The organism is Cyanobium sp. Copco_Reservoir_LC18, assembly GCF_009834675.1.
GTDB classification, from domain to species: Bacteria; Cyanobacteriota; Cyanobacteriia; order PCC-6307; family Cyanobiaceae; genus Cyanobium; species Cyanobium minutissimum.
The window spans coordinates 19,332-42,259 of sequence record NZ_ASAC01000004.1; the positions used below are offsets into that span (position 1 = coordinate 19,332).

The window sequence follows — 22,928 nt, forward strand, 5'->3', positions numbered from 1 at the left end:
TCGACTCCGGCAGGTTGGTGGACATCCGTCCTGGCTCAGGGGTTCTGGCAGCCTCCCACCTCCGGTCACGAATCGGCCCCATTCTCCTGCGAAAAAGCGGAAGGGGCCGATGTCCTCCCGTGACCTGAAGACGCTCGCGCACCCTGCCGTCTGCTCATCCATCGGCTCAGCTCGTCGCGGTTTCCACCAACCAGTGGAATGGGACCCGGACCCAATCAGCAGTGGCATACGCCTCACGCTGCCTGGGATCCAGCAGCACCGTGCAGTCGGTGGTGCTGATCACCGATGGCACCCGCAGGCCGCAGATCTGACGTCCAGCCAGGGCGGCTCTGTCCACTTCCGCCAGAAACTCGCCGGCAAGGCTCTGGGCGTTGGGCCCGACGGGGCGCACGTTCCAGTTGGTGGGCAGCAGCAGGTTCAGATCCTCCAGGTCCACCACTGAGCCATCCGGAATCTCCAGAACCGCAATGGTGAGCTCCTGAATACCTGACCAGCCAGGACGGCTGACCACTTCGAGAATGGCCAGGGCCTGCACCTCGGCAGCATAGAGAATCGGTGTGGCTTTGTCATTGAAACGCCAGCCATCACGGGCCACGGAGGCACTCACATCCAGGGGATCGAAGCTCACACGTGGTCTTCGGCTGGCGCGGTAGACGAACATTCTTCGCTCAGAGCGGGCCGCACTCCGCCTGAGTGTGCAATTCGTTGAGCACGAGCCTCTCGCCCTCGCTGGTCTTGAGCAGCTCCACGGGCGTATGCCCACCAAGGGCATAGTTGGGTGTGTGCAGATAGGCACGCGCGGCCTCGAGGCCTCCGAGACTTTCGGCGGCTGTCAAGGTGGCACGGACCGCACGCATCGCCCTCTCGCTGGCTGCCGTGTCCAGCACCCCTCCCATTCGCGACTTGATGGTCTTGAAGCTCATGTCGAAGAATCCTTCGGCCTCGGAAAGGGTGTCGAACACCAGCGACGACGACACCAGCAATGCTTCGCCTGCCAGCCCGGCGACCAGACGTTGATGCACCCGGAGGGAATCAGCGAAATCGACGGCCATGGGTTGTCGCAGACGGAGGGTCTCCTGGGTCAATAGGCAGACGCTGGCCAGTTCCACCTTTTTCAGCTGGCGCACGCGTTGCTGGAGTTCGCTGTCTTCGAAGAGCTGGAGCGCGCAGGCATCGATCAGCAACGCTGAGGACTCCCTCTTCCAGGCACGATCAGCTGCTGGACGCTGGGCGGCTACGCGGAATTCGACGGGCACCGGCACTGGAAATCTCCATGACTGAACCGGGACTTTTCCATCCTAGCCACGCGCGTTAGCCCTACGTCGTGTAATCCGCGTTGATGCGCACGTACTGATCCGAGAGGTCGCAGCCCCAGGCGGTGCCGCTCCCAGGCCCCTCCCCCACCCGCAGCCGGATCGCCACCGTGTCGTCGGCCAGGTAGGCGCCGGCGGCGCGGGCCTTCAGGTAGGCGGAGGCAGCCGGGCGGTCGAAGGGCAGGGGCTGACCCGCCGCCATCAGCTGGTGCTCCCCCAGCCACAGGGCCACGGCCTGCGGGTCAAAGACCACCCCGGCCCGGCCAGCGGCGGCGACGATGCGGCCCCAGTTGGGGTCGCGGCCGTGGACGGCGCACTTCACCAGCGACGAACCGGCCACGGTGCGGGCGATGGAGCGGGCGCCGGCCTCGTCGGTGGCGCCCTCCACCCGCACCTCGATCAGGCAGGTGGCGCCCTCGCCGTCGCGGGCGATCGCCCGGGCCAGGTGCTGCGACACCGCCGTCAGGCCGGCCTCCAGTGCCTCGAAGTGCTCGGGGCCCAGGGGCTCACCGGCGGCAAAGGCCAGGGTCGTGTCGTTGGTGCTGGTGTCGCCGTCCACCGTGATCGCGTTGAAGGAGCGATCCACCGCCCGGCGCACCATGTCCTGCCAGACATCGGCCGGCACGCCGGCATCACACGTGAGGTAGCCCAGCATCGTGGCCATGTCGGGGTGGATCATCCCCGAGCCCTTGGCCATGCCGCCGATCCGCACCCGGCGGCCGCCGAGCTCGGCCTCCAGGGCGATCTCCTTGGCCACAAGATCCGTGGTGAGGATCGCCTGGGCGGCGGCGGCGCCGCCCTCGGGGCCCACGGCCGCCACCAGGGGATCGAGACCCGCCACGAGCGTCTCCATGGGGATCGGCACGCCGATCACGCCGGTGGAGCAGATCAGCACCGCTTCGGGCGCCAGGCCCAGCCGTGCGGCCAGCTCGGCGGTGGCCCGCAGGCTGTCGGCCAGGCCGCGCTCGCCGGTGCAGGCGTTGGCCTGGCCCGAGTTGGTGAGCACCGCCCGGGCGTGGCCGCCCGTGGCCGCCAGGCGCTCGGCGCAGAGGTCGACGCAGGCGGCCCGCACCAGCGAGGTGGTGAAGGTGCCGGCGCAGACGGCCCCTTCCGGGGCGAGCAGCAGGGAGAGATCCGGCTTGCCGGAGGCCTTCAGGCCGGCGGTGACGGCGGCGGCCAGGAAGCCCTGCGGGGCGGTGACGCCGCCGGGGATCGGGGTCCAGGGGTGGGTCAAGGCGGAGCGGCCACTGGCGCCATCCTGAAACGGCACGGCCCAGACTGGCCCGATGGCCCCTCCCCCCCAGCGCCGCATCGGCCTCACCGGCGGCATCGCCAGCGGCAAGAGCACGGTGGGGCGCGTGCTGGCGGCCCGCGGGCTGCCGGTGCTGGACGCGGATGTCTATGCCCGCGAGGCGCTGGCGCCGGGCAGCGCCGGGGCCCGGGCGGTGCTGGAGCGCTACGGGGAGCGGGTGGCGCTGGCGGGGGCGGAGGCGAGCGAGCCGCAACCGGGCCTGGACCGGGCGGCGCTCGGACGGATCGTCTTCGCCGACGCCGGTGAGCTGCGCTGGCTGGAGCAGCTGGTGCATCCCCTGGTGCGGCAGCGCTTCGCCGCCGAACTGGAGCGGCTGGGCGAGGCACCGGCGGTGGTGCTGATGATCCCGCTCCTGTTCGAGGCGGGGCTGGAGGGGCTGTGCAGCGAGATCTGGCTGGTGGACTGCGACGAGGCGCAGCAGCTCCAGCGTCTGATGGGGCGTGATCGGCTCGGCGAGGCCGACGCCCGCGCCCGGCTGGCGGCCCAGTGGCCCCTGGCGCGCAAGCGGGCCCTGGCCACGCGGGTGCTCGACAACCGCGGCGGGCCGGAGGCCCTGGCGTCGCAGGTGGAGGGGGCGCTCAGGGACGGGGCAGCTCCCGCAGCACCGTCTCCACCGCCCGTCTGAGCTCCGCCCGGAAGCCGGCCTCAAGGCCCGAGCTCAGCTCACGCACCACGTGCAACCGGGGCTCCTGCACATCGATCACCCAATAAAGGGGAATGCCGGCCGCGGCATAGAGGCGCGCCTTGGCCTCCAGGTCAAAGGCCAGGCTGCTGTCCGCCACCTCGATCACCAGGGCGGTGTCGGCGGCGGTGGGATGGGCGTTCCAGTAGTCATCGGCGCGAAGAGCCACCAGGGCCAGATCCGGCTCGGGCTCATCGGCCGGGCCCAGGTCGAGGGGCGCTTCCACCCGCAGCTGCAGGGGCACCGGGGGTGGAGCCGCCAGGCAGGCCTGGATGGCGGCGATCAGCCGATGAACCACCGCCGTGTGGCGTGTGCCCTTGGCGATCACCTGCAGCACCTCCCCATCGATCAGCTCCAGCCGCTGCTCGGGCACCGCGTCGCAGAGCCGGTGGAACTGCTCCACCGTGAAGCGCGCGTGGCGTCTGACAGCTGCGGGGGCCGAGGTCATGCCTCAACGCTAGTCAGCGCTGACGGATCCCTCACCCCTTGAGCTGCTCGGCCAGGATGCGGTTGGCCAGCTTGGGGTCGGCGCGGCCGCCGGTGCGCTTCATCAGCTGGCCGACGAAGAAGCCCTGCAGCTTGGTCTTGCCGCCACGGAAGGCCGCCACCTCCTCGGGGTGGGCGGCCAGCAGCTCATCCACGATGGCGGTGATCGCCGCCGGGTCGCTGATCATGCCCAGGCCGCGGGCCTCCACGATCGCCGCCACCGAGCCGCCCTTCTCGAGCAGTTCGGGCAGCAGGTCCTTGGCGATCTTGCCGCTGATGGTGCCGCCCTCGATCAGCTGCACCATCTCGGCCAGCTGGGCAGGCTTGAGCGGCAGCTCGGCGATCGACAGCCGGTTGGCGTTCACGTGGGCGGCGATGTCGCCCGTCACCCAGTTGGCCACGGCCTTGGGGTCGCCGCCGGCGGCGACGGCCGCCTCGAAGTACTCGGCCATCGGGCGCTCGTCGGTGAGCACCCGGGCGTCGTAGATCGAGAGCCCCAGCTGCTCGGCATAGCGGTGGCGCTTGGCCGCCGGCAGTTCCGGCAGCTCGGCGCGCCAGCTCTCCCGCTGCTCCGGGCTCACCTCGATCGGACCCAGATCGGGATCGGGAAAGTAGCGGTAGTCGCTGGCCCCCTCCTTGCTGCGCATGCTTTTGGTGAGCTGCTTGGCCTCATCCCAGAGGCGCGTCTCCTGCACCACCGGCTCACCGGCCTCGTAGGCCTTGATCTGGCGGGCGATCTCGTAATCGATGGCCTTCTGGATCGCCGAGAAGGAGTTCATGTTCTTGATCTCCACCTTCACGCCGAAGGGGGCATCGGGCCCGCGGCGCACCGAGATGTTGACGTCGCAGCGCAGGGAACCCTCCTGCATGTTGCCGTCGCTGACGCCCAGATAGCGCATGATGCGGCGGATCTCCGAGGCGTACTCGGCCGCCTCCCGGCCCGTGCGCAGGTCCGGCTTGGAGACGATCTCGGCCAGGGCGACGCCGGCCCGGTTGTAATCCACCAGGGAGTGGGTGGAGCCGGCCAGGCGGTCGCTGCCGGCGTGGACGAGCTTGCCGGCGTCCTCCTCCATGTGCAGCCGCTCGATGCCCACCTTCTTCAGATAGGTCTCCTTGCCCTTCTCGGCCACCTCCACCTCGATCCAGCCGTTCTCGGCGATCGGCTGGTCGTACTGGGAGATCTGGTAGTTCTTGGGCAGGTCGGGATAGAAGTACTGCTTGCGGTCGAACTTGCTGTGCTCGGCCACCTGCAGGTTGAGGGCCAGGGACGCCTTGACCGCGTACTCGAGCACCTTCTGGTTCAGCACCGGCAGGGTGCCCGGCAGGCCGCACACCACCGGGTCGATGTGGGTGTTGGGGTCGTCGCCGAAGCTGGTGGAGGCGGCGGTGAAGATCTTGCTGGCGGTGCCCAGCTGCACGTGGGTCTCCAGGCCGATGACGGCCTCCCAGGCAGCCTGTTCCTTTGCTTCAGCCATGGTCGCGAGTCCTGCCGGCGCTGTCGGCCCCCCGCGCTCGGCCGGAGGCACTGGGGGCGATCCTAGGCAGCGGCTGGCGGCCGCTTGAATGGGGGCGATCCGAGCTGGAGATGCGCCCCCTGGCTGGCCCCCCTCCCGACGCCGAACCCGTCCTGATCCTCGGTGGCGGCCTGATGGGCCTGGCCATCGCCCACCAGCTGGCCCGTCTCGGCCGCAGCGCCACCGTGCTCAGCCGCCGCCGCAGCGAGGCGGCCGGCTTCGTGGCCGCCGGGATGCTGGCCCCCCACGCCGAGGGCCTCAGCGGGCCGATGCTGGCCCTGGGCCAGGCCAGCCTGGAGCGCATTCCGGCCTGGGTGGCGCGGATCGAGGCCGACAGCGGCCTCCCCTGCGGCCTGCGCCCCTGCGGCATCGTCGTCCCCTTCACCAGTGCCGCCGAGCGGGACGCCTACCCCACCGCCCCCTTCGGCGAGCCCCTCGACCGGGCGGGGCTGGAGCGGGAGGTGCCGGGGATCGGACCCGCCTGGCGGGCGGGGCTGCTGTTTGCCCAGGACGGCCAGATCGACAACCGCCGCCGCCTGATGCGCGCCCTGGAGCGGGCCTGCGTCGCCCTGGGGGTGCGCTTCGAGGAGGGCACCGAAGTGCTGGAGCTGCTCACCGGCGACGGTGGACGCCTGCGGGGGGTGCGGCTGCGCCGGGCCGAGGGGGGCGAGCACACGATCGCCGCCACCACGGCCGTGCTCGCCTGCGGCGCCTGGAGCGGCCAGCTGCTGCCCGAGCTGCCGGTGCATCCGGTGAAGGGGCAGATGCTGTCGCTGCAGGGCCCCAGGGCCAGCCTCGAGCGGGTCCTGTTCGGGCCCGGCACCTACCTGGTACCGCGGCAGGACGGCCTGCTGGTGGTGGGCGCCACCAGCGAACCCCAGGCCGGCTTCGACGACGGCCTCACCCCCGAGGGCCAGAAGCAGCTGCAGGCCGGCATCGCCGCCCTGCTGCCGGAGGCGGCCCTGTGGCCGCCGATGGAGCGCTGGTGGGGCTTCCGGCCCGGCACCCCCGACGACGCGCCGCTGCTGGGCCCCGGCCCCATCGAGGGGCTCTGGCTGGCCACGGGCCACCACCGCAACGGCGTGCTGCTGGCGGCCATCACGGCGGAGCGGATCGCCGCGGCGATCACCGGGGCCGGCCAGGGCTCCGGAGCCGACGCGGCGGGCGACGCCCTGCTGGCGCCCTTCCGCTGGGACCGGCCGTTCCCGGCCGCGGCCTAGCCCGGGGCCGCCCCCGGCGGCCGCAGCCCCTGCAGGGCAAACACCTCCAGGGGCACGGGCCAGCCCTTGATCCGGTGGCTCCCCAGCGGCAGCACCGCCAGCTCCCCCGGCAGCAGGGCCAGCAGGTCGCCGCTGACCAGGATCGGGTGCTCGGGGAACAGGCGCGTCAGCCCCTCCAGGCGGCTGGTCACGTTGACGCTGGCCCCCACGACGGTGAACTCCAGGCGCTGGGAGGAGCCCAGGTTGCCGGCGATCACCTCGCCGAAGTGGAGCCCGATCCCGTGCCGCAACGGTGGGGTGCCCGCCGCGGCCAGCTCCAGGTTGAGAGCCTCCAGCCGCTCCTGCATCGCCAGGGCCGCCCGCACCGCGGCCCGGGCCTCCTCGGCATCCCCCCGGCTGCGCGGCACCCCGAACTCCGCCATCACCGCATCGCCGATGAACTTGTCGAGCAGGCCCTCCTGCTCCAGCACCGCCGCGGCCATGGCCTCGAAGTAGCGGTTCAGCAGGGCGAACAGCTCGGCCGGCTCCAGCACGGCACTCAGGGGCGTGAACCCCACCAGGTCGCTGAACAGCACGGCGCAGCGGGCCCGGCTGCCCACCGCCTGGTTCCACAGCGGCCCCGGGCTGCGCAGGATGTCGCGCAGCAGGGTGGGGGAGACGCGCCGGCTCAGCACCTGGTGCAGGTAGGCCCGCTCCCGGCTCTCCGCCAGCCCCTGGCCCACGGCCCGCACCCCGCCCCCGGCCAGCGGGGCCAGCAGCAGGGCCGCCAGGGGCAGCCGCAGCAGGGCGCCGGCCCACAGGGCCCCGCCGGCGAGCAGGGCCGCGCCCGCCAGGGCCAGGGCCAGCTGCAGGGTGCCGCCGGCGCTGGCCGGACGCCGCAGCAGCAGCCCCGCCAGGGCGCCCCAGCCCAGCAGCAGCAGCCCGTCCCCCGCCAGGGGCAGCCGCCCCAGCCCACCGCCCTGGAGCACGTTGGAAACGGCCACCGCCTGGATCTCGGTGCCGGCCATGGGGCCGAAGGGCGTCTCCTGCAGGTCCCCCAGGCCCGGGGCCGTGACGCCGATCAGCACCGTGCGTCCCCGCCAGGTGGACGGCGGCGCCTCCAGCAGCTTCCAGGCCGGCACCCGGGGCATGGTGCCGGCGGGGCCGGGATAGTCGAGCCCCATCGGCGCCGGCGGCGGCGGCGCCGGGCGCACCAGGAAGGCCATCGGCCGGGGCAGGGGCGGCGGGAAATCGCCCAGGCGGGCCTCGATCCAGTCCTGGCCCGGCACCGCCTCCACCACCCCCCGCGGCGACTGCAGCAGGGTGGTGAGGCCGGGGGCGCCCATGGCGTGGATGGGCAGCCGCAGGCGGCTCTGCACCAGCCCCCCCTCCTCCTGAATGCCGTAGACCGCCGCCAGGTGCACCCGGTCTCTCCAGGGGGCCAGGGTGGCGGCGAAGGCCCGGTCATCGGCGGGGCCGAAGCGGCTGGGCTGGTTGAATTCGATGTTGAACAGCACCCGGGCCGCCCCCTGCTCCAGCACATGGGCCGCCAGCCGGGCCTGCAGGGCCCGGGGCCAGGGCCAGGGGCCCATCTGCCGCCACAGGGGCGACGCCTGCCGTTCAGCGGGGGCCAGCAGTTCCCCCAGCTCCAGGGAGTCGGCATCGATGGCCACGATCACCGGATCGGCCGGGGCGGGGCGGGGCCCCCGCAGCTGGAAGAAGCTCTGAAGAAGCTGGTCGTCTACCAGCCGCGGCCCCTGGCCCAGGGGGGTGACGGGCGCCCGATCGAGGCCCGCCAGCAGGGGGGCGGCCAGGGCCAGCCACCAGAGCCGGCGCCCCAGCCCGGGCCAGGGGGGCATCAGGGGGTGAGTCCGAGTTCGCGCTCCAGCACCGGCAGCGTCTCCATCGGCGCCCCGAAACCGTTCAGCAGCTCGCTGTTGCGCCGCCGCAGCTTCGCCTCGGTGGCGTCGATGCGGCGCGGGCCCTTCCAGCCCCCGGGGGTGGCCTCCAGCCGCTGGCCACTGCTCAGCCGGTACACGGTGCCGTCATCGGCGCGCACCTCCACCTGCCCCTCCCAGCTCAGGAAGAGAACCGAGTCGGCGGTGGTCTCGATGAAGACCGTGGTGCCCTGGATCGAGGCCGTCCCCACCCGGGTCCTGATCCGCAGGGGGGTGGGACCCTTCGTCCCGGGAGCGATCCAGGCGATGATCCGGCCCCGCACCAGATCCAGCAGCGTCGGCTCGATCCGCAGCAGGGAATTGCCCCCCAGGCGGAAGCTGCGGCCATCGGCCAGCAGGATCTGCAGCCGGCCGGGATTCTCGGTGCGCAGCACGGTGGAGGGCTGCAGCACCTGGCCCACCAGGGCCGGCCGCTCCGGCGCCGCCGGCGGCTGCACGAAGGCCGGCCGGGACGGCACCTCCACCACCCGGGGCACCCGGGGGGCCGCCGTGGCCCCGGCGAGGGGGCCGGCGGCGGGCAGAGCCAACGCCAGGCCGGCGACCAGAACGGCCACGGGCGCCAGGGTCATCGGCCCGGGAGGCCGGAGGCTCCTGCGCAACTGCATGGCCAGGGGACCGGAAGGTCCCCAGGATGGCCGCTCAGGGCTCGACCCGCCACACCTGGTCGGCGGGCGTCCACGCACACAGCTCGGAGGGCTGGAACCAGAGGCCGATCTCGAACACGGCCGTTTCCGGTGCATCGGAGCCGTGGATGACGTTGCGGCCGATGTTCACCGCCAGGTCGCCGCGGATGGTGCCCGGTTCGGCCTCCAGGGGCTTGGTGGCGCCGATCAGCTTGCGGGCGCTGGCGATCACGCCATCGCCTTCCCACACCATCGCCACCACCGGGCCGCTGGTGATGAACTCCACCAGGCCGGCGAAGAAGGGGCGCTCGCGGTGCACGCCGTAGTGGCTCTCGGCCAGCTCCCGGCTGGGCACCAGCTGCTTGAGGCCCACCAGCTTGAAGCCCTTGCGCTCAAAGCGGCCGAGGATCTCGCCCACCAGGCCCCGCTGCACCCCGTCGGGCTTGATGGCGAGGAAGGTGCGTTCGGTGGCCATGGGGAAGGGAGAGGTGTTCGGGCCATCGTCCGCGCTGGGGCTGCCGCTTGGCAAGCAACCCCGTGACCGCCGGGGGCCATACGATCGGGGCCACCCCGGCCGCCACGGATGCCCGGAGCAGCAACAGGCCGGGCCACCTGGCTGGCGGCGCCGGGGGCCGGGCCCAATCTCCGCCTCGGCCTGCGCACCACCCTGGCCAGCGTGCCGCCGCTGCTGGCGGCCGCCCAGCTGCACGAACCCGCCCTGATCTGGATGGCCCTCGGGGGGCTGTACGTGAACATGGCGGATACGGGCGGGGCCTTTCGCACCAAGGCCACGGCCATGGCCCTCGCCTCCCTCCTCGGTGCCCTGGCCCTCGGCGGCGGCATCGGGCTGGCGGCCTGGCCCTGGCTGTGCGTGCCGGCGATGGCGGCCGTGGCCCTGGGCTGCGGGATGCTGGCCCTCTACGGCAACGCCGGGGCCCTGATCGGGCTCGTGACGGCCTGGTGCTTCCTGATCGGCATCAACGTCTCCGACCCCGATCCGGCCAAGGCCCTGGACTGGTCGCTGCTCTATCTGGCCGGCGGGGGCTGGGCCACCCTGCTGGCGGTCGTCCTCTGGCCGCTGCGGCCCTACCGGCCGGTGCGGATCGCCCTGGCCGCTGCCCATCGGGCCGTCGCCCGCTACCACCGCCTGGCCTGCCCCGCCGATGGCGGGCCGCCGGCCACGGAAGCGCAGCTCTACACCGAAAAGCTCAGGGTCCGCGACGCCCTCGGCAGCGCCCGGACCACCCTGGCGGACACCCGCAGCGGCCGCCTGGGGGCCAGCCCCGCCGACGGGGCCTTCACGCGCCTGATCGAGACCACCGACACCCTGTTCGTGACCAGTGCGGCCCTGGGGGACCTGCTGGCGGCGATCCCGGCAGCGGAGGCGCCCGCCGTGCACCGGCGCCTGCAGGCCCTCAACGGCCGCTGCGTCGACGCCCTGCTGCAGCTGGAGCAGGCGCTGCTGGGGCGGGGCCCCCTGCCCGCCCTGCAGGACCTGCGGCAGGAGCTGGAGGGGATCGCCGGGGCGATCGAAAGCCTCGAGCCGGCGCAGCGCGACGCCTACCGGCAGATTCAGGCGACCCTGGCCCACTGGATCGCCACCCTGGACGGGGCCGGCGAGGCCATCCCCATGACGGCGCTGACGCCGGCCCAGGCGCCGGCGGCCCTTGGCGGCGCCGGGGGCCGTGCCGCCCTGGTCCAGGGCTGGGCGACGCTGCGGGCGAACCTGACCCTGGAGTCGAGCGTGTTCCGCCACGGCCTGCGCTTCGGCGTGGCCTCAGCCGCCGCCGTGGCCGTCTACACCCTCTTCGCCCTGCCGATCGGCTACTGGATCACCCTGACGGTCTCGGTGATCCTGCGGCCCTCGGCGGGGGAGACGCTGGCACGCACCGGCCAGCGGGTGCTGGGGACCGTGCTGGGGGGGATCCTGGCCATCGTGCTGGCCACCTGCTTCCCCCACCCGCTGATGCTGGTGCTGCTGCTGGTGCCCCTCACCCTCGTGATGATGGCGGTGCTGCCGGTCAACTACGGCCTGTTCGTCTTCTTCCTCACCCCCTGGATCGTCCTCTACAAGGACATCGACCAGCCCGGCGACTGGAATCTGGCCCTGTGGCGGATCGCCAACACCCTGATCGGTGCCGCCCTGGCCCTGGCCGCCATCCATCTGGTGCTGCCGCGCTGGGAACGGTCCCAGCTGCCGGCCCGGCTGGCGGCCAGCCTGCGCTGCAACGCCCGCTTCGTGCAGCAGGTGCTCGACCGGCTGCTGGAGCCGCCGCTGGCCGCGCCGGGGCCGCTGGCCACCCCCGCCGAGGTGCGCCTGGAGATGGGCAACGCCCATGTCTCCATCCAGCGTTTCCTGAGCGAGAAGCCCGCCCACCGGGCGATGGCGGTGCCCCTGATGGCCTTCCTGCTCCACAGCCAGCGGCTGATCGACGCCGCGGTGGTGCTGGGCCGCGGCGATCCCCGGCGCGACGGGCGGCCCCTGCCGGCCGGCATCCGGGTGCAGCGGGAGCACCTGCCGGCGTCGCTGGCCGCCCTGGCCACGGCACTGGAGCAGCACGGGCGGCCGCCGGAACCGCCGGAGCGGCCGCGGCCGGACGGCGGCGGCGACCCCCTGGCCCGGCAGCTGGGCCGGCTCGTCGATCCGGTCATCGGGCTGCACGACGCCGTCACCGTCTGGAGCGACTGGCAGAACGGGGCGGCCCCGGCGCCCCGCCTAGATTGCCCCCCTCAGGCCTGAGCCAACCCAAGGCTGCGATGGTGTTCGCCGAACCGACCAGCCCGCCGGGCGCGCCCTCCGCTCCCGTCGGGCGATCCGACACCTGGAGCGCCGCCGACGGAGCGGCCCTGTACGGGCTCGACCGCTGGGGGGATCCCTACTTCGGGGTGGGCGCCCGGGGCCAGGTGATTGTGCAGCCCCGGGGCGACCGCGGCGGCTCCCTTGATCTGGTGGAACTGGTGCGGGAGCTGCAGGGGCGCGACCTGTCCCTGCCGCTGCTGATCCGCTTCGACGACATCCTCGAGGACCGGCTGGAGCGGCTCCACGCCGCCTTCGAGCGGGCCATCGCCCAGTACGGCTACGACGGCCGCTACCAGGGGGTGTTCCCGGTCAAGTGCAACCAGCAGCGCCACGTGGTGGAGCAGCTGGTGGAGAGTGGCCGCCGCTGGCACTTCGGTCTGGAGGCGGGCAGCAAGGCCGAGCTGCTGATCGCCCTGTCCCTGCTCGACGATCCCGACGCCCTGCTGATCTGCAACGGCTACAAGGACCGGCGCTACATCGAGACGGCGATCCTGGCCCGGCGCCTGGGGCGCCAGCCGGTGGTGGTGATCGAGCAGGCCGATGAGGTGGAGCGGATCATCGCCGCCAGCAGCGCCCTGGGCGGGGCCCCGTTCATCGGCATCCGCGCCAAGCTCTCGGCCCGCAGCACCGGCCGCTGGGGCAGCTCGGTGGGGGAGCGGGCCAAGTTCGGCCTCTCGATCCCCGACGTGCTCGCCACCGTGGAGCGCCTGCGGGAAGCGGGCCTGCTCGACGACCTGCGCCTGCTGCACTTCCACATCGGCAGCCAGATCAACGACATCGCCGTCCTCAAGGACGCCCTGCAGGAAGCGGGACAGATCTATGCCGAGCTCACCCGCCTGGGGGCGCCGATGGGCTACCTCGATGTGGGCGGTGGCCTGGGCATCGACTACGACGGCAGCCGCACCGCCACCGCCGCCTCCACCAACTACTCGCTGCAGAACTACGCCAACGACGTCGTCGCCACCGTGCGGGAGTGCTGTGAACCCCACGGCATCCGCCCCCCGACGCTGGTGAGCGAGAGCGGCCGGGCCCTGGCCAGCCACTTCAGCGTGCTGGTGTTCGACGTGCTCGGGGCCGGCGGCCACAGCGAGTCGGTGCCTCCGGCGGCCGACGACGAGGCCCTGATCCTGCGCAACCTGCGCGACACCCATGGGGCGATCACCGCGATCGCCGCGGCGGGGGGCGTCGATGCGAACGACGGCGAGGGACGGGCTGTGGTGGAACGGCTGCAGGAGGCCTGGAACGATGCCCTCAAGTTCAAGGAGGACGCCCTCACCGCCTTCCGGCTCGGTTACCTGGGCCTGCCGGAGCGGGCCACCGCCGAGCGACTCACCTGGGCCAGCTGCCAGGCGATCGCCCGCCAGCTCGAAGGCCTGCCCCCGGGCACCGTGATCCCCCAGGAGCTCCAGGCCCTGCCGGCGGCGCTGGCCGGCACCTACTACGCCAACCTCTCGGTGTTCCGCTCGGCGCCCGACACCTGGGCGATCGACCAGCTGTTCCCGGTGCTGCCGATCCACCGGCTCAACGAGCGCCCCACCCGGTTGGGCAGCTTCGCCGACCTCACCTGCGATTCCGACGGCAAGATCGCCCGCTTCATCGACCGGGGCCAGGTGAAGCCGCTGCTGGAACTGCACGGCCTGCGGCCCGGGGAGCCCTACTGGATCGGGCTGTTCCTCGGCGGCGCCTACCAGGAGGTGATGGGCAACCTGCACAACCTGTTCGGCAGCACCAACGCGGTGCACATCCGGCTGGCGGCCGGCGGCGGCTACCGGGTTGACCACGTGGTGCGGGGCAACACCAACGCCGAAGTGCTCGAGGCGATGGAGCACGACCCCGACCTGCTGCTGGAGCGGCTGCGGCTGGCCAGCGAGCAGGCGATCGGCCGGGGCGACCTGGCGATCAGCGATGCGCGGCGCCTGATGGCCCACCTGCGGGCCAGCCTGGAGCAAACGACTTATCTCGAAGCCTGATCCCCGGCCACGGCCTGATCCGCCAGGGCGACGGTGAAGATCTCCACCTCCCCGAGGCTCTTCACCGCCTGGGGGCCCAGGGAGCGGGCGGAGAGCCCGGGGTCGGCCGCGATCAGGCTGGCGGTCTGGGCGTCACACACCACCGCCGCGTCCACATTGCGGGTGGCCGATTCGAGCCGGGCCGAGAGGTTCACCGTGTCGCCGATCACGGTGAACTCCATCCGCTTCGGGCTGCCGATCTGGCCCACCATCACCTGGCCGCTGGCCAGGCCGATGCCGTTGTCGAGGGTGGCGATGCCCCGCCGTGCCCAGTCCTCGTTGAGGCGGGCCAGGGCCGCCCGCATGGCCAGGGCGCAGCGCACCGCCTGGCTGGCCTCCTCGGCCACCCCCCGGCTCACCGGTGAGCCGAAGACCGCCATCACCGCATCGCCGATGAACTTGTCGACGGTGCCGCCATGGGCCATGACCACCTCCACCATGGCGCCCAGATACTCGTTGAGCTGGAGCACGTGCAGCTCGCTCTGGCCTTCACCGCTGCGCTGCTTGGTGAGCACCGTGAAGCCCTTGATGTCGGTCATCAGCACGGTCACCTCCAGCAGGCGGCCGCGCAGGATCCCCTGGGCCGATTCCGGGTCGGAGAGGATCTCCGCCACCACCCCGGGCGCCACGTAGCGCTCGAAGGTGCGGCGCAGGCGCCGCCGCTCCTGGCCCTCCCGCAGGTAGGCATCCCCCCCGTAGAGCAGGCCCAGCAGCACCAGGCCCGAGGAGGGCGCCAGCAGCGGCAGCCAGCGGTTGGCCTGCTGCAGCGCCACGACGACAAGCGCCCCCTGGAGGACCAGCACCAGCACCACCAGGGCGAGGCGCCAGCGCAGGTCGCTCCAGCGGCGGGCCGCCGCCAGCACGAGCAGCAGCGGCAGCAGGGCCAGCAGGGCCCGTCCCGGGGCGCTGCGCGGCCAGGGTTGCAGCCCGTCCCCCTGCAGCGAGTTGGCGGTGGCGGTGGCCAGCACCTCCAGCCCCGACAGGCGGCCGAAGGGGGTGGGGTAGCCGTCGGTCCCCTGGGCGACCACCGGGCCGAGCAGCACCAGGGCCCCCTTCACGTCCTGGCGCAGCGGGTGGTTCTTCCAGCGCTCGGGGTCGAGCACCTCCCAGGCCGGCAGGCGCAGGAAGCTGCCCTCCGGGCCATAGAAATTGAGGGCGCTGGCCCGGTCGTCCTGGCGGCTGCGCTGGCCCCCCAGCCGCAGCAGGGTGGAGGAGAGGGCGCTGTGGCCCTCGGCGCCCCGGGCGGGGAGCACGCCGCTGGCATAGGCCTCGGGGTGGCGGCTGGGCTCGCTGGAGGTGCCGGCGAGGATGTTGGTGAGCCCGAGGGAACCGGTGCCGCCGATGGCCGCCAGGAAGCGCTCCGGCCGCACGAAGGTGAGGGCTCCCGCCCCCTGGGTGTCGTCGGATTCGAGCATCTCGGCCGCCAGGGCGACCCGGCCGGGGTAGCGCCGCAGCCGCAGCTCCAGGGCGTCGTCATCGGCCGGCCCCTTGCCGCTCGGCCCCTCGAAGACCACATTCACGGCCACGGCCCTGGCACCGGCCTGCAGCAGCTTCTCCGCCACCATCCCGTAGGTGGCCCGGGGCCAGGGCAGGCTGCCGACGCCCTTGGCCCAGTCCGGAATCCGGCCCTCCTCCTCGAACCAGTCCCCCTGCTGCAGGGTGGCGTCATCGACCGTGACCAGCACCACCTTCGGCGGCGGCCGGCGCGGGCCCCGCAGCAGCAGCAGCTGCTGCTCCACGCCCCGCTCCCACACCCGCATCCGGGGTCCCGGCCAGCCGGCGCTGACCCCCACCCAGGCCAGCACGGCCACCACCAGGACCCGGAAGCTGCGGCGTCGCGCCATCATCGCGGCACCGGACTCCAGAGCGTGCAGATGGCGGCGGCCCGGCCGGAGCGCTCCAGCCGCACGCAGTCGATGGCCCGGGCCCTGGGACGGTTGATCAGGATCTGGGTGTGCAGGGGCGAGCCCATCCAGCGGGACACGATCCGCTCCGGATTCCAGGCGGCCGCCGGCATCGGGCAGGCGATCACCTCACTGGTGGGCATGAGGCTGGCGGTCGCCGCCATCCGCTCCTGGAACGCCCCCCAGCGGGAACGGTCGTGGTCGCAGTCGCGGCTGGCCAGCAACCCCTCCAGCACCGGGGCCAGATAGGCGGCGTTGCGGGCCGCCAGGTCCGCCGACAGGGGTTCCAGGGCGGGGCGCCCGGCCTGGGCCCGGTAGCGGTTGACCGTCTCCACCAGGGGTTCACGGCTGACCGCCGGTGAGGTCGGGGCGGCACTCACCTCCGGGAAACGGCGCCGCACGAAGGCCTCCAGCGCCGCCATGCCGGGCAGGGGGACGGTGAATCCCTCGAAGAGAGGTCCCCGGAGGATGGCGGCGTAGTCGTCCGCCGTGAGGGGTCGCTGGAAGAGCAGGGCCCCCTGGCTGGAAAGCCGGACCCGGTTCCCTCCGGCCACCAGGAGCGGCGCCCCGGGCAGGGGCCGTCCATCGGCGAGGGGCTGGAGCTCCACCGAACCCTCCAGCACCGTCACGTCCTGCTCACCGCCGTCCAGCAGCGTGATCAGGTAGTTGGTGCCCCGGGTGCTCAGCCGCGAGGAGCGGGTGCAGCCGTTCTGCCGGCCGGACACCAGGATCTGGCCGCTGCTGAGCAGGAAGCAGGTGCTGCCGAGCCGCAGCTGGGTGAAGCGGTTGAGGCGGCCGGCGGCCCCACCGGCGAAGCCCAGCTGGCCGCGGCTGTTCTGGGTGCGGACCAGCTCGGGCGCGATCGCCCGCTCCCGCACGTGGGCCTGGCGGCGTTCGATGAACAGCTCCGGCCCATCGAGGATCTCCTGCACCACCGCCGACGGGCTGGTGCTGGCCACGCTGCCGCTGGGCCAGGCCAGGGCCACCGCCAAAGCCGTCATCCGGAGCGGGAGCGGGCGGATCACCGGCTCAGAAGAGGCGCGGCAGACCGAAGGGCAGCGACGGTGGACTGATCGGCACCGGCAGGTTCACCCCCGGCACCCGGGAGCGGATGTAGCTCTCCAGGGAGCCGTAGGCCGGCAGCGGCACCCGGAACCCCTGGAACAGGGGGCCGCCCAGGATGCTGTTGTAGTCGCTGACGCTCAGCCCCAGGATCGCCAGCACCACCCCGGCGGGGGAGAGGCGCAGCTTCTGGCCCGCTTCCACGGTGGTGGCGGGCTTGCCGGTGGGTTCGCCGTCGGCGAGCGGCTCCACCTCCACCGACCCCTCCAGCACGGAGATCTCCGCCTCCCCCGACTCGTTGACGTCCAGGAGGTAGTTGGTGCCCCGCACACTGAGGCGGGCGGAGCGGGTGCAGCCGCTCTGCTTGCCCGACACCAGGATCTGGCCCTTCTCGATCAGGAAGCAGCCCTGGCCCAGCTTGAGCAGGGCGAAGCGGTTGAGGCGGCCGGCGGCACCGCTGTCGAAGCGGATCTGGCCCCGGCTGTTCTGGGTGCTGACCTTCTGGGGGGCGACGGCCTTCTGCTTCACCTTGGCCGTCTTGCCGTCGATGAAGAGCTCGTTGCCATCGAGGATCTCCTGCACCACCGCGCTTTCGGAGGCCCGCACCGGCAGCGGCCCGAGGGCGGGACCGACCAGGAGCACCAGAATCGGCACCATCGAGAGGCTCGGCAGGTGGCGGCGGCGCATGGGCTCAGGGCTCCGGTGCGGATGGCCCATTCTGCTCAACCGTGCCGGAAACGCACCGAAGCCACGCATCGACGCCGCCGGAATCGCCTCAGCGGGCGCAGAAGCGCACCATCAGCCCTAGGCGGTTGACGGGCTGGGCCAGTTCGGCCGGATCGAAGGGGGGAGCGGCCTCGGCGGCGGCCGCGCGCATCATCACCGGCTGGAAATCGTTGCCCTCCAGCTGCACCTCCAGGGGGGCCAGGCGGCTGAGGCCCACCGCCGCGGCCACGTCGCGGGCCTGGGTGAGGGCATCCTGGTAGGCCGCCCGCAGCAGCTGGCGCCGCACCGCCGCGTCCTGGGCGCGATCGGCTTCGGTGCCCACCGGGGCCAGCCGCACCCCGCTCAGGGCCCCCACCTCCCGGATCAGGGGCTGCAGCCGCTCGGGAGCCAGCCGGCCACTCACCTGCAGGCTGGCCGTCACCGCCGCCGGCCGGCGGCGATCGGCCTCGCGCTGCCAGGTGCTCGGTGAGGTGACCCGCAGCTCCTCCACCTGCAGCCGCTGCAGGGCCTGACGCACCGCCGCCAGCCGCTCCTGCAGGCCCTGGAGGGCGGCGTCGGCGGTGGGGCCCTCCGCCTCCAGCGCCAGGGAGAAGGACAGCCGCCGGGTGGGCCGTTCCTGCTCGGCGCTGCCCCTGGCCTCCAGCAGGGTGCCGTCGCAGCGCAGCTGCACCTGGGCGACGGCGGCACCGGGCCCGGTGCCGAGCGCCGCCAGACCCAGCAGGACGGCGAGGGGACGCAGGACGATCGGTCGCATGGCGAAGGGACGGCTGGAGCCAGCCTGCTCGCCCGCGGAGCCGAACGCCAGGATCGGCGGCAGGATGGGGCGATCGAAGCGCGCGCCTTGGCCCTGCTGCAGATCTGGATCGGCGCCCTGGCCGCCACGGCCGGGCTGCTGGTGCTGGCCCGTCTCTGCCGCCACAGGGCCCTGCCGGCGGTGCCGCTGCGGCTGCCGCTGCTGGCCATCGGCGCCTGGGCCCTGCTGAGTTCGCTGCCGCTGCAGGGGCTGCCGCCGGCCTACCGGGTCTGGGTGCTGCTCACCGATGACCTGCTGCTCACCTATGCCGCCATCCTGGTGGCCCTGTGGGCGGTCCTGCAGGTGCCCGCCCATCTGGGGCTGTGGCGGCCGCCGCCGCAGTTGCTGCTGCAGCTGCTCACCGCCGGCGGCGGCGCCCTGGCCACGGTGGTGCTGGTGCGCCAGTCGGCGCGGCTGGATCTGGTGGGCCTGGTGACCACCTCCGCCGTGCTCACCGCCGTGATCGGCCTGGCCGCCCAGGAGTCCCTCAAGGACCTGTTCGCGGGCCTGGAGCTGCAGCTGGGGGACGAGTTCACCGAAGGCGACTTCCTCGAGCTGGATGAGGGCGTGCGCGGGGTGGTGGTGCAGGTGAACTGGCGGGACACCATGCTCCGCAACATGGACGGCCAGCTGGTGGTCGTGCCCAACAGCCTCGTCACCGAGCGGGTACTGCGCAACCTGGGCCGCTCCGGGGCCGTCAGCAACCGCTTCACGGTCGGCCTCGATTACGACCTGCCGCCCGCCCAGGCCAGGGCCCTGCTGGAGAAGGTGGTGCTGCAGCATCCCCGGGTGCTGCGGGAGCCCGCCCCCCGCATCCGCGTCAAGGAGTTCCAGGACAGCGCCATCGCCTACGAGCTGCAGGTGTGGCAGCGGGAGATGGGGGACGGCGCCATCGGCGACCTGCGCAGCGACCTGCTCGAGCAGATCTGGTACGCCCTGGCCCGGGAGGGCCAGAGCATCCCCTTCCCGGTGCGGGAGCTGCAGCCGCGCCGCTCCCGGGACCGGCCCCAGCTCCCGGCCCGGCCCTCCCCCCAGCTGTGCTGCCAGACCCTGGCCAGCGTGGGGCTCTTCACCGACCTGAGCGCCGAGCAGCTGGAGACCCTGGTGGAGGGCAGCCACCTGGTGGCCTACGGCCCCGGCGAGGCGGTGGTGCAGGAGGGGGCCGAAGGGCGCTCCATGTTCCACGTGCTGCGGGGAACCGTGGAGATCCTCAAGGAGCTGGAGCCTGGCCACACCGTGGCCGTGCGCCAGCTGGGGCCGGGCGAGGTGTTCGGCGAGATGACCCTGTTCCTCGACGCCCCCCGCAGCGCCACGGTGCGGGCCACCGAGGAGTGCCTGCTGCTGGAGGTGGACCGGGACAGCATCAAGGGTCTGCTGGACGAGAATCCGGACCTGCTGGAGCGCTTCGCCGCCATGGTCCAGGAGCGCCAGGCGGAGCTGCGGAACCTCGACCGCGAGCAGCACTCGGAACGCTCCAACGCCCTGCTGGACACCATGAAGCGGCTCTTCTTCGCCTTCAAGGGCAGCTGATGGACAGCGGTACCCCGCCCGGCCCCAAGGCGTCGTCCTGGTCGGCACGGCTGCGGGCGCTCCACCTCGCGGACGGCCTGCGCTCCCTCGTCCCCTACGCCGCCGCCGGGCTGCTGCTGCTGGCCCTGCAGCGCAGCCCCGTCAATGAAACCCTCAACCTGCTGCTCTACGACCTGATCACCAGCCTGCGTCCGGCGCCGCCGGGCACGGACAAGCCGATCACGATCATCGGCATCGACGAATCGGACCTGGCCACCTACGGCTTTCCCATCGACGACCGGGTGCTGTGCGAGGCGATCGACCGCCTGAGCGCCGGTGGGGCGGTGGCGATCGGCCTCGACATCTACCGCGACCAGGGGGTGGGCCCCGGCCAGGCCTGCCTGCGGGAACGGTTCCGCACCAACCCCCGCCTCGTCTCGATCTTCAACGTGGCCGAAGCCATCGGCCCGGTGCCGGGCACGCCGCCCGACCGGCAGGGGTTCAACGATCTGGTGCTCGACGCCGACGGGGTGATCCGCCGCGATCTGGTGCATGTGGCCGGGCAGGACGAGGCCACCGTCTCCCTGCCCCTGCGCCTGCTGGAGCTGGGCAGGGGCCAGCGCAGCCTGCGGCAGCGGCTGAACGCGGGGCGGGAACCGGGCCCGTGGCTGGAGCCGGCCTCGGGGGGATACGACCAGCTCGATGCCGCCGGCTTCCAGCAGATGCTGTCCTTCCACAGGATCGGCAGCTTCCACCTCTGGAACCTCCAGGATGTGCTGGGCCGCCGGCCGATCCCCGCCGACCAGATCCGCGGCCACATCGTGCTGATCGGCAGCACGGCGCCGAGCCTGCGGGACCTGTTCCCGGTGCCCCACACCCGTTCCGCCCTCGGGGCGAAACAGCTGCTGGTGCCGGGGGTGGAGATCCACGCCCACCGGCTGGCCGGCCTGATGGATCGCTACGTGGCCGGCGATCCGCGGCGGCTGCGGACGCTGCCCGGCTGGGTGGAGCGGCTCGCCGAAGTGGTGGCGGTGGTGCTGGGGATCGTGCTGGGGGAGGCCTTCGTGCTGCTGCGCCGCAGCGTGATCGTGGTGGGGCTGGTGGCGGTGGTGATGGTGGGTGGCGCCGTGCTGCTGCTCTATCACTACGTCTGGATCGGGCTGAGCCTGCCCCTCACCGGGCTGATCGCCATGGCCGGCGCGGCCTGGGTGCGCCGGGGCGCCTCCAGCCAGAAGCAGCGCCAGCAGATCGAGCGGCTGCTCGGCCAGACCACCTCCCCAGCCGTGGCGCGCCAGCTCTGGAACCAGCGCGATGGCCTGCTCAGCGACGGCCGCTTCGAGGGGCGCCAGCTGCCGGTCACGGTGCTGATGCTGGACACCTGCTCGTTCACCAGCGTCTCGGAACGGCTCAGTCCCGGAGAGCTGCTCGCCTGGCTGAACCGGGGCATGGCCCTGTTCGTCCCGGCCATCACGCGCCGGGGCGGCATGGTCAACAAGTTCACCGGTGATGGTCTGCTGGCGGTCTTCGGGGCCCCCCTGAGCAGCGGCGAGGAGGCGGATGCGAAAGCGGCCATCGATGCGGCCCTGGCCATCCAGCGGGCCGTGGCCAGCCTCAACGAGGAGCTCCAGAAGGAGGGATCGCCGGCGATGGGGCTGCGCATCGGCGTCCATTCCGGCCCGGTCCTGGCCGGATCGATGGGCAGCAGCGAACGGCTGGAGTACGCCGTGATCGGCGATGCGGTGAACTGCGCCGCCCGGCTGGAGAGCCTCGACAAGGAGCGTCAGACCAATCTCTGCCGCGTGCTGGTGTCGTCCACCACCGAGGAACTGCTGCCCAAGGGCCTGCCGCTGGATTGGCTCGACTGGGGGGCGATCAGCGTCAAGGGGCGCACCGAGCCCCTGCGCATCTGGGAGCTGCGGGGTGGCCTCAGGCGGGACAGCGCACTGGAATCCGCTCGGGCCACTGGGCCGTGATCAGGTCGGACAGGCCGAAGGCGGTGCCGACCTCCTCCCGGGGCACGCTGGCGCCGCAGGAGCGGTGCAGCTTCACCAGGGACGCCTGGACGGCCCCATCCTCCTTTGAGGCATCGGCCACCAGCAGGCTGAGGGCCGGCGGTGAGTCGGCGGCGACGAAGTTGAGGGGGTCGGCGGGGGTGGGGGTCGCCGCGGCCCCGGGGCAGAGGTAGCTGGACTCCCAGATCGTCGGCACCTTCACAGACGGCATGGTGATCAGGGTGATGCCCGGGGCGGAGGCCGGCAGCACCCGGCGCTGGCCGGAGGCCATCGCCGCATCGGCGGTGCCGCGGCCGCTCAGGGGGCGGAAGGTGATCTCCAGGGGGCTGGGGGAGGCGCTGGGACCTTCCAGCAGGCCGAGGTAGCGCTCCTTGCCGGGGGCGAAGACGCTGCTGGCCGGCACCAGGTGGGCCAGCAGACGGCTGGAGCAGTCACCGCGGGTGCCTCCGCCGACCCGGCGCCCCGGGAAGCTCTTGCGCAGATCGCTCTGGGCCTGCGCTGGCGGCGGTTCCAGCGCCGCCAGCGGGGCCAGGGCGAGGAGCGCTGCCGCCAGGGCCGTGACGGCGGCCCAGCGCCGGGTGGTCGATTGCTGAGAGAACACTGTCTTCATGGCCACGGCTGATGGCAAGGATTCAGAAGAGCGCCTGGCAACTCATGACAACCAAAAGCCCGGCGATGCCTGACGGATGGCCAGCCAGGCCCAGAGGAGCTTGGTGATGATGTGAAGCGCCTGATCAAACGCCAGACTCCAGAGACGTCGGCATTTGCCGAAGTCAATCAACAGATGCACCACCCATTCTGCCACACCCAAAAGGGGGGACTGGGTGATCGCTCCCACCAGACATCCATGGATGGCGGCATGGGAGGTGAGCCACCAACCCCAGCCGAGAGTCACATCGCAACCGGGGCATTTCTCCCGGGCCATGCGATCGCTCTGGAGCCCGAAATCCCCGACGAAATGGGCCATCGCCAGCATCAGAAAGACGTTGAAGACAGCTGACAGATCAGGCACAGAGTGAAGAACCG

The 22,928-nt window shown here is 72.6% G+C and carries 20 protein-coding genes; 6 read left to right on the forward strand and 14 right to left on the reverse strand.

What is annotated here, in order from left to right:
* Window positions 1–166: 166 nt before the first annotated feature.
* From L107_RS01380 to argJ, 3 genes are all read right to left on the reverse strand, one after another.
* Window positions 167–772 carry an RES family NAD+ phosphorylase gene (locus L107_RS01380; RefSeq protein WP_370515311.1) on the reverse strand — a complete coding sequence of 202 codons (606 nt, stop codon included), beginning with the start codon at window positions 770–772 and terminating at the stop codon, window positions 167–169.
* The gene (locus L107_RS01385; protein WP_159816106.1) at window positions 669–1,184 is read right to left on the reverse strand and encodes an antitoxin Xre/MbcA/ParS toxin-binding domain-containing protein; all 516 of its coding nucleotides are present in this window, start codon (window positions 1,182–1,184) and stop codon (window positions 669–671) included. Before L107_RS01385 ends, L107_RS01380 begins: the two co-directional genes overlap by 104 nt.
* 133 nt (window positions 1,185–1,317) lie before the next feature.
* Window positions 1,318–2,547 carry a bifunctional glutamate N-acetyltransferase/amino-acid acetyltransferase ArgJ gene (gene argJ / locus L107_RS01390; RefSeq protein WP_159816107.1) on the reverse strand — a complete coding sequence of 410 codons (1,230 nt, stop codon included), beginning with the start codon at window positions 2,545–2,547 and terminating at the stop codon, window positions 1,318–1,320.
* A gap of 52 nt (window positions 2,548–2,599) precedes the next feature.
* Between argJ and coaE the strand changes: the two genes are divergently transcribed.
* Window positions 2,600–3,250 carry a dephospho-CoA kinase gene (gene coaE, locus L107_RS01395; protein WP_159816108.1) on the forward strand — a complete coding sequence of 217 codons (651 nt, stop codon included), beginning with the start codon at window positions 2,600–2,602 and terminating at the stop codon, window positions 3,248–3,250.
* On the opposite strand, the gene L107_RS01400 is transcribed toward coaE, so the two are convergent.
* Window positions 3,204–3,755 carry a Uma2 family endonuclease gene (locus L107_RS01400; RefSeq protein WP_159816109.1) on the reverse strand — a complete coding sequence of 184 codons (552 nt, stop codon included), beginning with the start codon at window positions 3,753–3,755 and terminating at the stop codon, window positions 3,204–3,206. The genes coaE and L107_RS01400 overlap by 47 nt on opposite strands.
* Window positions 3,756–3,786: 31 nt before the next feature.
* Window positions 3,787–5,268: an Asp-tRNA(Asn)/Glu-tRNA(Gln) amidotransferase subunit GatB gene (gatB, locus tag L107_RS01405; RefSeq protein WP_159816110.1), complete on the reverse strand. Its 1,482-nt coding sequence runs from the start codon at window positions 5,266–5,268 to the stop codon at window positions 3,787–3,789.
* A 110-nt stretch (window positions 5,269–5,378) separates the two neighbouring features.
* On the opposite strand from gatB, the gene L107_RS01410 reads away from it, so the two are divergent.
* Window positions 5,379–6,527, forward strand: a complete 1,149-nt coding sequence (locus tag L107_RS01410) for an FAD-dependent oxidoreductase (protein WP_159816111.1) — start codon at window positions 5,379–5,381, stop codon at window positions 6,525–6,527.
* Here L107_RS01410 and L107_RS01415 read toward each other — a convergent pair.
* The 3 genes from L107_RS01415 to ndk form a co-directional block, all read right to left on the reverse strand.
* On the reverse strand, window positions 6,524–8,365 hold the full coding sequence (locus L107_RS01415) for an adenylate/guanylate cyclase domain-containing protein (protein ID WP_159816112.1): 1,842 nt from the start codon (window positions 8,363–8,365) through the stop codon (window positions 6,524–6,526). The two genes, L107_RS01410 and L107_RS01415, sit on opposite strands and share 4 nt — an antisense overlap.
* Complete coding sequence (locus L107_RS01420; protein WP_236550438.1) at window positions 8,365–9,033, reverse strand: FecR domain-containing protein; 669 nt, start codon at window positions 9,031–9,033, stop codon at window positions 8,365–8,367. The genes L107_RS01415 and L107_RS01420 overlap by 1 nt, the downstream gene beginning before the upstream one ends.
* Before the next feature lie 70 nt (window positions 9,034–9,103).
* The gene (gene ndk / locus L107_RS01425; protein WP_106219450.1) at window positions 9,104–9,562 is read right to left on the reverse strand and encodes a nucleoside-diphosphate kinase; all 459 of its coding nucleotides are present in this window, start codon (window positions 9,560–9,562) and stop codon (window positions 9,104–9,106) included.
* 108 nt (window positions 9,563–9,670) lie between these two features.
* Here ndk and L107_RS01430 point away from each other — a divergent pair, with 108 nt between their 5' ends.
* A complete protein-coding gene (locus L107_RS01430; RefSeq protein WP_159816114.1) occupies window positions 9,671–11,827 on the forward strand; it encodes an FUSC family protein in 2,157 nt (718 codons plus the stop codon).
* Between the two features lie 17 nt (window positions 11,828–11,844).
* Window positions 11,845–13,857, forward strand: a complete 2,013-nt coding sequence (speA, locus tag L107_RS01435; RefSeq protein WP_159816115.1) for a biosynthetic arginine decarboxylase — start codon at window positions 11,845–11,847, stop codon at window positions 13,855–13,857.
* On the opposite strand, the gene L107_RS01440 is transcribed toward speA, so the two are convergent.
* The 4 genes from L107_RS01440 to L107_RS01455 form a co-directional block, all read right to left on the reverse strand.
* On the reverse strand, window positions 13,842–15,740 hold the full coding sequence (locus L107_RS01440; protein WP_236550439.1) for an adenylate/guanylate cyclase domain-containing protein: 1,899 nt from the start codon (window positions 15,738–15,740) through the stop codon (window positions 13,842–13,844). The two genes, speA and L107_RS01440, sit on opposite strands and share 16 nt — an antisense overlap.
* Window positions 15,740–16,825: a hypothetical protein gene (locus tag L107_RS01445; RefSeq protein WP_159816117.1), complete on the reverse strand. Its 1,086-nt coding sequence runs from the start codon at window positions 16,823–16,825 to the stop codon at window positions 15,740–15,742. The genes L107_RS01440 and L107_RS01445 overlap by 1 nt, the downstream gene beginning before the upstream one ends.
* Window positions 16,826–16,829: 4 nt before the next feature.
* The gene (locus L107_RS01450; RefSeq protein WP_159816118.1) at window positions 16,830–17,549 is read right to left on the reverse strand and encodes a FecR domain-containing protein; all 720 of its coding nucleotides are present in this window, start codon (window positions 17,547–17,549) and stop codon (window positions 16,830–16,832) included.
* Between the two features lie 88 nt (window positions 17,550–17,637).
* Window positions 17,638–18,342, reverse strand: coding sequence for an SIMPL domain-containing protein (locus L107_RS01455; protein WP_159816119.1), 705 nt, complete (start codon window positions 18,340–18,342; stop codon window positions 17,638–17,640).
* A gap of 87 nt (window positions 18,343–18,429) precedes the next feature.
* On the opposite strand from L107_RS01455, the gene L107_RS01460 reads away from it, so the two are divergent.
* Together L107_RS01460 and L107_RS01465 are read left to right on the forward strand one after the other, a co-directional pair.
* Window positions 18,430–19,911, forward strand: coding sequence for a mechanosensitive ion channel family protein (locus L107_RS01460; protein ID WP_159816120.1), 1,482 nt, complete (start codon window positions 18,430–18,432; stop codon window positions 19,909–19,911).
* Window positions 19,911–21,863 carry a CHASE2 domain-containing protein gene (locus tag L107_RS01465; RefSeq protein WP_159816121.1) on the forward strand — a complete coding sequence of 651 codons (1,953 nt, stop codon included), beginning with the start codon at window positions 19,911–19,913 and terminating at the stop codon, window positions 21,861–21,863. The genes L107_RS01460 and L107_RS01465 overlap by 1 nt, the downstream gene beginning before the upstream one ends.
* Here the strand turns inward: L107_RS01465 and L107_RS01470 are convergent.
* Window positions 21,817–22,518, reverse strand: coding sequence for a hypothetical protein (locus tag L107_RS01470; protein ID WP_159816122.1), 702 nt, complete (start codon window positions 22,516–22,518; stop codon window positions 21,817–21,819). The genes L107_RS01465 and L107_RS01470 overlap by 47 nt on opposite strands.
* Window positions 22,519–22,554: 36 nt before the next feature.
* Window positions 22,555–22,914 carry a DUF3307 domain-containing protein gene (locus L107_RS01475; RefSeq protein ID WP_219903797.1) on the reverse strand — a complete coding sequence of 120 codons (360 nt, stop codon included), beginning with the start codon at window positions 22,912–22,914 and terminating at the stop codon, window positions 22,555–22,557.
* Window positions 22,915–22,928: the final 14 nt, after the last annotated feature.

Excerpts from the sequence above, each read along its gene's own strand:
- L107_RS01380 (WP_370515311.1), bottom strand. The coding sequence starts at position 772 with ATGCCCTTGGTGGGCATACGCCCGTGGAGCTGCTCAAGACCAGCGAGG.
- coaE (WP_159816108.1), top strand. The coding sequence starts at position 2,600 with ATGGCCCCTCCCCCCCAGCGCCGCATCGGCCTCACCGGCGGCATCGCC.
- L107_RS01400 (WP_159816109.1), bottom strand. The coding sequence starts at position 3,755 with ATGACCTCGGCCCCCGCAGCTGTCAGACGCCACGCGCGCTTCACGGTG.
- gatB (WP_159816110.1), bottom strand. The coding sequence starts at position 5,268 with ATGGCTGAAGCAAAGGAACAGGCTGCCTGGGAGGCCGTCATCGGCCTG.
- L107_RS01410 (WP_159816111.1), top strand. The coding sequence starts at position 5,379 with ATGCGCCCCCTGGCTGGCCCCCCTCCCGACGCCGAACCCGTCCTGATC.
- L107_RS01415 (WP_159816112.1), bottom strand. The coding sequence starts at position 8,365 with ATGCCCCCCTGGCCCGGGCTGGGGCGCCGGCTCTGGTGGCTGGCCCTG.
- L107_RS01420 (WP_236550438.1), bottom strand. The coding sequence starts at position 9,033 with ATGACCCTGGCGCCCGTGGCCGTTCTGGTCGCCGGCCTGGCGTTGGCT.
- ndk (WP_106219450.1), bottom strand. The coding sequence starts at position 9,562 with ATGGCCACCGAACGCACCTTCCTCGCCATCAAGCCCGACGGGGTGCAG.
- L107_RS01430 (WP_159816114.1), top strand. The coding sequence starts at position 9,671 with ATGCCCGGAGCAGCAACAGGCCGGGCCACCTGGCTGGCGGCGCCGGGG.
- speA (WP_159816115.1), top strand. The coding sequence starts at position 11,845 with ATGGTGTTCGCCGAACCGACCAGCCCGCCGGGCGCGCCCTCCGCTCCC.
- L107_RS01440 (WP_236550439.1), bottom strand. The coding sequence starts at position 15,740 with ATGGCGCGACGCCGCAGCTTCCGGGTCCTGGTGGTGGCCGTGCTGGCC.
- L107_RS01450 (WP_159816118.1), bottom strand. The coding sequence starts at position 17,549 with ATGCGCCGCCGCCACCTGCCGAGCCTCTCGATGGTGCCGATTCTGGTG.
- L107_RS01455 (WP_159816119.1), bottom strand. The coding sequence starts at position 18,342 with ATGCGACCGATCGTCCTGCGTCCCCTCGCCGTCCTGCTGGGTCTGGCG.
- L107_RS01465 (WP_159816121.1), top strand. The coding sequence starts at position 19,911 with ATGGACAGCGGTACCCCGCCCGGCCCCAAGGCGTCGTCCTGGTCGGCA.